Genomic DNA, 4,910 nt, shown 5'->3' on the forward strand with positions numbered 1-4,910 from the left:
GTGAGTATTTTAATGAAGCTTTGAGCTTTGATACTTCAAAAGTAACTAATATGAGCCATATGTTTGAAAATTGCTTTGATTTTAATCAACCATTAAATTTCAATACTTCAAATGTCGTTGATATGAGTAGTATGTTTGAATGGTGCGAGAATTTCGATGAAGTTTTAAATTTCAATACTTCAAAAGTTACAAATATGAGCTCAATGTTTCTGGGTTGTTCTAACTTTAATCAGCCATTAAGCTTTGATACTTCAAAAGTTACAAATATGAGCTTTATGTTTAATAATTGTTTTAGTTTTAATCAAGCTTTGAATTTTGATACTTCCAAAGTTGAAACTATGAGTTATATGTTCAGTGGTTGCCATAGCTTTAATCAGCTATTAAACTTTGATACTTCAAATGTGATTGATATGAGTTGTATGTTTAGTGGCTGTAGCTACTTCAATCAGCCATTAAGCTTTGATACTTCTAATGTGCAAAATATAAGTGGTATATTTAAAGGTTGTTCTAGTTTTAATCAGCCATTAAGCTTTGATACTTCAAATGTGATTGATATGAGTGCTATGTTTAGTAATTGTGAATATTTTAATGAAGCCTTAAGCTTTGATACTTCAAGTGTAACTAATATGAGCCATATGTTTGAAAATTGCTTTGACTTTAATCAACTATTAAACTTTGATACTTCAAATGTGATTGATATGAGTGCTATGTTTTATGGTTGTTCTAGTTTTAATCAAGCATTAAACTTCGATACTTTAAAAGTTGAAAATATGACTCATATGTTTGCAGCTTGTGAAAATTTTAACCAAACTTTAAATTTTAATACTGCAAAAGTTACAAATATGAGTTATATGTTTTTTGATTGTAAGAATTTTAATCAACCGCTAAATTTTGACACTTCAAATGTAGAAAATATGGGTAAAATGTTTAAGGGTTGTTCTAGTTTTAATCAAGCATTAGTCTTTGACACTTCAAATGTAGAAAATATGGGTGAAATGTTTTCTAAATGTTCTAGTTTTAATCAGTTTTTAGATTTTAATATTATAAAAGTTAAAAATTTAATGAGTATGTTTTATAAATGTGATAATTTAAAAGAAAAGCCTAAATTTTATACAGATTTCATAGAAAAACATAAAAAATTTAAGAATTTGAAATAGGAATTTCAAATTCTTATTTTTTAATTATCCTTGTAATATCATTACTATTATTATTTAATATGATTTTCTTTTCTTAATCGTATAATTTATATAAAAATAAATTAAAATCGTAGATATTAAAGCAATAGCAAGAGTTAAAGTGCTATTGTGAATATCTCCTAATTTTAAAAAGCAAAATTTAAAAAACGCATTTAGAATACTAAATAAGGTAAAATAAAATAAAAAGCCTAAATCTTTCTCGCCTTTATAAAAATTAATAATATTTTTACAATAGATTTTAGTCGCAGATATACTAAAATAACTCCATATCATAAGCAACAAAAAACCTAACAAAAAACCTCGAGCATAAGCATCATCGTCATCTATAAAAAACCATGGCAATAAGTATCTTAATGGTATTAAAGTAAGTATAAAAGTATCCATATATAACATTAAAAAAGACCAAGAAATTACATACAATAAAACAATAAATATCAAAACTTTAAAGCAAGTTGCAACAAAAACTTTTATTAATTTATTATATATCCATTCTATCACATTAGCCCTTATAAAATATGCAAATTAATATAGTGAAATTATAAGAATTTAAATCTTAAAACTCAAAATATAAAGCACAAAATTACTAGATACTTTTAATTATTTTAGATTAATTTAAAAAATTGATAAATCTAAAGCTTTAGATAAACCCTCTAATATCCTAACACCACCTATTGAATTACCCTTGCTATCAAGTGCTGGCCCATAAACCCCTATACCAAATTCTCTAGGGACAAGCGATACCATACCACCGCCCACACCACTTTTACATGGAAGTCCTACCCTTACAGCTATTTCTCCCGATAAATCGTAAGTTCCACAAGTTAGCATTAAACTCTTAATCGTTCTAGCTATTTTTTTACTAACTATTTGCTTACCATCTTTAAGCCCATCATTAGCTAAAAATAATCCTAATTTAGCTAGGCTTTTTGTGTTAGCTAGTATTGAGCATTGTTTAAAATAAACTTCTAAAGCCACCTCAACATCATCACTAATAATCCCATCATTTTTCATAAAATACGCTAAGGCTCTATTTTTATTGCCTGTTTTATTTTCGCTTTCGTATATTTTAGTGCTTAATGACGCTTCATTATCATCAGTAATCAAACGAAAAAACTCAAGCACTCTATTAAATCTCTCTTCAGCATTTTTGCCTTTAATCATAGAAGCAACTGCAATAGCACCTGCGTTTATCATTGGATTAAATGGCTTTTTATTGTTTGATGTTTCAAGTTTCATAATTGAATTAAAGGCATCTCCTGTAGGCTCAACACCTACTTTTGAGAATACATACTCATAGTCATTATCTAATAAAGCTAACATTAAAGTAACTATTTTAGAAACACTTTGAATACTAAACCTTAGCTCACTATCACCCGAGCAAAAAACATTATAATCCTTATCAATCACGCAAACTCCCAAAGCGTCTAATTTAGCCTTGCTAAGCTCTGGGATATAATTTGCCAATCTTCCTAATTTTGTATATTTAATATTATCTTTTACTAATCTATCTAACAACTCTTGCATATTTAAATCCTATAATTAAAATATAATTTTATAATTATTATAATATATCAAATTAAGGGGCAAAATTGCTTGATAGCATAAAATCATTTTTTATAAATCCTGATTTATTTATTAGACATTTAGCACTTAGCATTACTTTATTTGTAATTATTGTAATATATGGTTGCTTTATAATGTTTTTAAGAATTTTAGCAAATGATAAAGAGTATATAAATCAAGAAGCAAATGAAAAAATCAATCAAATAAAATCAACAAGCAAAATCAGTATAAATGCGACTTTTATGAAAAATAATTTTACAATATATTATGAATATTCAAAGATTTTTTGTAATTTCATCAAATTTTTATTTTTAATATTACTCACCTACATAGGTTTAGATTATTTTTATTATGCAAAATATGTTTATTCATATACTAGATATTGGAATTTACACGGGAGTTTTTTGGCATATTTTTTACCATTTTTAGCTTATTGCTTTACTATTTTATTAACTTCAAATATAAGAAAAAAACTTAAATTTATTAAAGAAAATAATTTTTTTATAATAGAAGATGAGAGTAAATTTTTTATAGATGTGTTAGTTGTTGTCAAACAAAACATAGCACAAGATAATAATTTTTATAAAGCTAGAATTGAAATTGATAAAAATGATATTTTGTTTAAATACAAAAGCTTTCAGCCTATTTTTAGCACTAGTGTAGCATTTTATACAGATAAAGTCATACAAGCTAACGAGCAAAATAAAGATATGTTAATAAAATTCATCTTAGGAATTTCAAAAAATACTTTTAGAGTAGCTACAAATCTAATAATCTATATTATGCAAGATTTTAAAATATATACTATTTATCAAACCAAAAATATGGTATTTTCAGTTCCATATAATGATCAAAAAGCAAAATTTAGCTTAAAAGTATTTTTTAGAAAAAACATTAACGAAACTTTAGAATACATTGTAGATAAAAATAAGCATTATGAATTAGATAAAGACTATATAAAAAAGCAACAAAACAAATAGTTTTACCACGCAATCAGCTCTAATGCTTTTAAATCCATTGAAATATACTTCCTTTATTTTTATTTTCATTTTTATTGATTAATTCTTCTAATTTTTCTAAATCGCTTTTATTAAATTTATTAAAGGAAAGCTCATAAGATTTATAAAAAATCTTAAATCTTTTTTGCTTTAAAAAAATTCTTATAGTATTTTTAAAATTTGTTTTAAAAAAATAATATTCCTTAATATCATCATATTTTATTTTGCTAACTCCTAAGCCTTTTACAAACACCAAGCAATCTTCATAGCAAATCACTCTTTTAACACCACAAAATATAATTAAAGTGCATAATATAATTACTACGCCGATTATTTTATAAATAATTAATTCATCTTTTAAAAAGCTTACAATACTAATAAATGAAAGCAGCATTAAAAATCCAAAAGTTATATGAACTAAATCAAATCTTTTTGGATTAATCACATAAATCGCATTGCTTGTATCAACTTCTCTTAATATATAAATTACAAGGATATAAATAGCGATAAAAATTATAAAATATAGCCAATTTTCTACTACAAAAATAAGCGAAATTAAACTAAATAAAACAATAGCAAAAAATTTTGATTTATCATAAAAATACTTCATTGATAAAACAAAATAATGAACAAACATATAAACAAACATTAAAAACAAATAATTTTCAATAAAACAAGATTTAATTGCAAGATATATAAAAACAGCATTTATAAGAGTTAAAGCAAATATAATTATGAATTTTAAAATTTCTTTAATCATTTAATATTTTTTATCTAATAATGTGTATTTTATTTGTTTATCTTGATTATAAATATCTAAGATTTCTTTTAATAAATAAATCACTTCTTCTTCGCTAAGTAAATTATTACCCGCAATATCTATGATTACAAATATAGCAGTATCAGTTGATAAACGCTTTTTATGCACAAGAAGTATTTTAATAATATCTGTTTTATATTTTAAAATCCAAAATATTCTATTTGAATTTAAATCACAATCAATAAAAAAGCAATCAAGCTCTTTATTAAATAGTATTGTTTTTGTGTTGAATATGGTATCTTGTATATTATATTTAGCAAGTGCTTCATTTATTTTATATTTTTCATAAATTTCGTTATCAATTTGTATAGTTTTAAAATCTACTCTAAGCTG

General features: G+C 24.0%; 6 protein-coding genes. 2 read left to right on the top strand and 4 right to left on the bottom strand.

From position 1 onward, the window contains the following. On the top strand, positions 1 to 1,157 hold a 1,157-nt coding region (locus KJQ99_RS08635; protein WP_214150554.1), incomplete at its 5' end, for a BspA family leucine-rich repeat surface protein. A 54-nt stretch (positions 1,158 to 1,211) separates the two neighbouring features. Here KJQ99_RS08635 and KJQ99_RS08640 read toward each other — a convergent pair. Together KJQ99_RS08640 and glsA are read right to left on the bottom strand one after the other, a co-directional pair. Then, positions 1,212 to 1,694 (bottom strand): hypothetical protein, encoded by a 483-nt coding sequence (locus KJQ99_RS08640; protein WP_214150555.1) that lies wholly within the window; start codon positions 1,692 to 1,694, stop codon positions 1,212 to 1,214. A 114-nt stretch (positions 1,695 to 1,808) separates the two neighbouring features. Continuing rightward, complete coding sequence (gene glsA / locus KJQ99_RS08645; protein ID WP_214150556.1) at positions 1,809 to 2,720, bottom strand: glutaminase A; 912 nt, start codon at positions 2,718 to 2,720, stop codon at positions 1,809 to 1,811. 65 nt (positions 2,721 to 2,785) lie between these two features. On the opposite strand from glsA, the gene KJQ99_RS08650 reads away from it, so the two are divergent. After that, positions 2,786 to 3,739 carry a hypothetical protein gene (locus KJQ99_RS08650; protein ID WP_214150557.1) on the top strand — a complete coding sequence of 318 codons (954 nt, stop codon included), beginning with the start codon at positions 2,786 to 2,788 and terminating at the stop codon, positions 3,737 to 3,739. Between the two features lie 28 nt (positions 3,740 to 3,767). Here KJQ99_RS08650 and KJQ99_RS08655 read toward each other — a convergent pair whose 3' ends face one another. Both KJQ99_RS08655 and KJQ99_RS08660 read right to left on the bottom strand, forming a co-directional pair. After that, on the bottom strand, positions 3,768 to 4,517 hold the full coding sequence (locus KJQ99_RS08655; RefSeq protein ID WP_214150558.1) for a hypothetical protein: 750 nt from the start codon (positions 4,515 to 4,517) through the stop codon (positions 3,768 to 3,770). Further along, positions 4,518 to 4,910, bottom strand: a 393-nt coding sequence (locus KJQ99_RS08660; protein ID WP_214150559.1) for a hypothetical protein, incomplete at its 5' end; no start/stop codon positions are given.

It is taken from the genome of Campylobacter sp. 2018MI13 (assembly GCF_018501135.1).
GTDB lineage: Bacteria > Campylobacterota > Campylobacteria > Campylobacterales > Campylobacteraceae > Campylobacter_E.

What these genes read in the sequence shown, in the direction of transcription:
- glsA (WP_214150556.1), bottom strand. Translation starts at nt 2,720, where the DNA reads ATGCAAGAGTTGTTAGATAGATTAGTAAAAGATAATATTAAATATACA.
- KJQ99_RS08655 (WP_214150558.1), bottom strand. Translation starts at nt 4,517, where the DNA reads ATGATTAAAGAAATTTTAAAATTCATAATTATATTTGCTTTAACTCTT.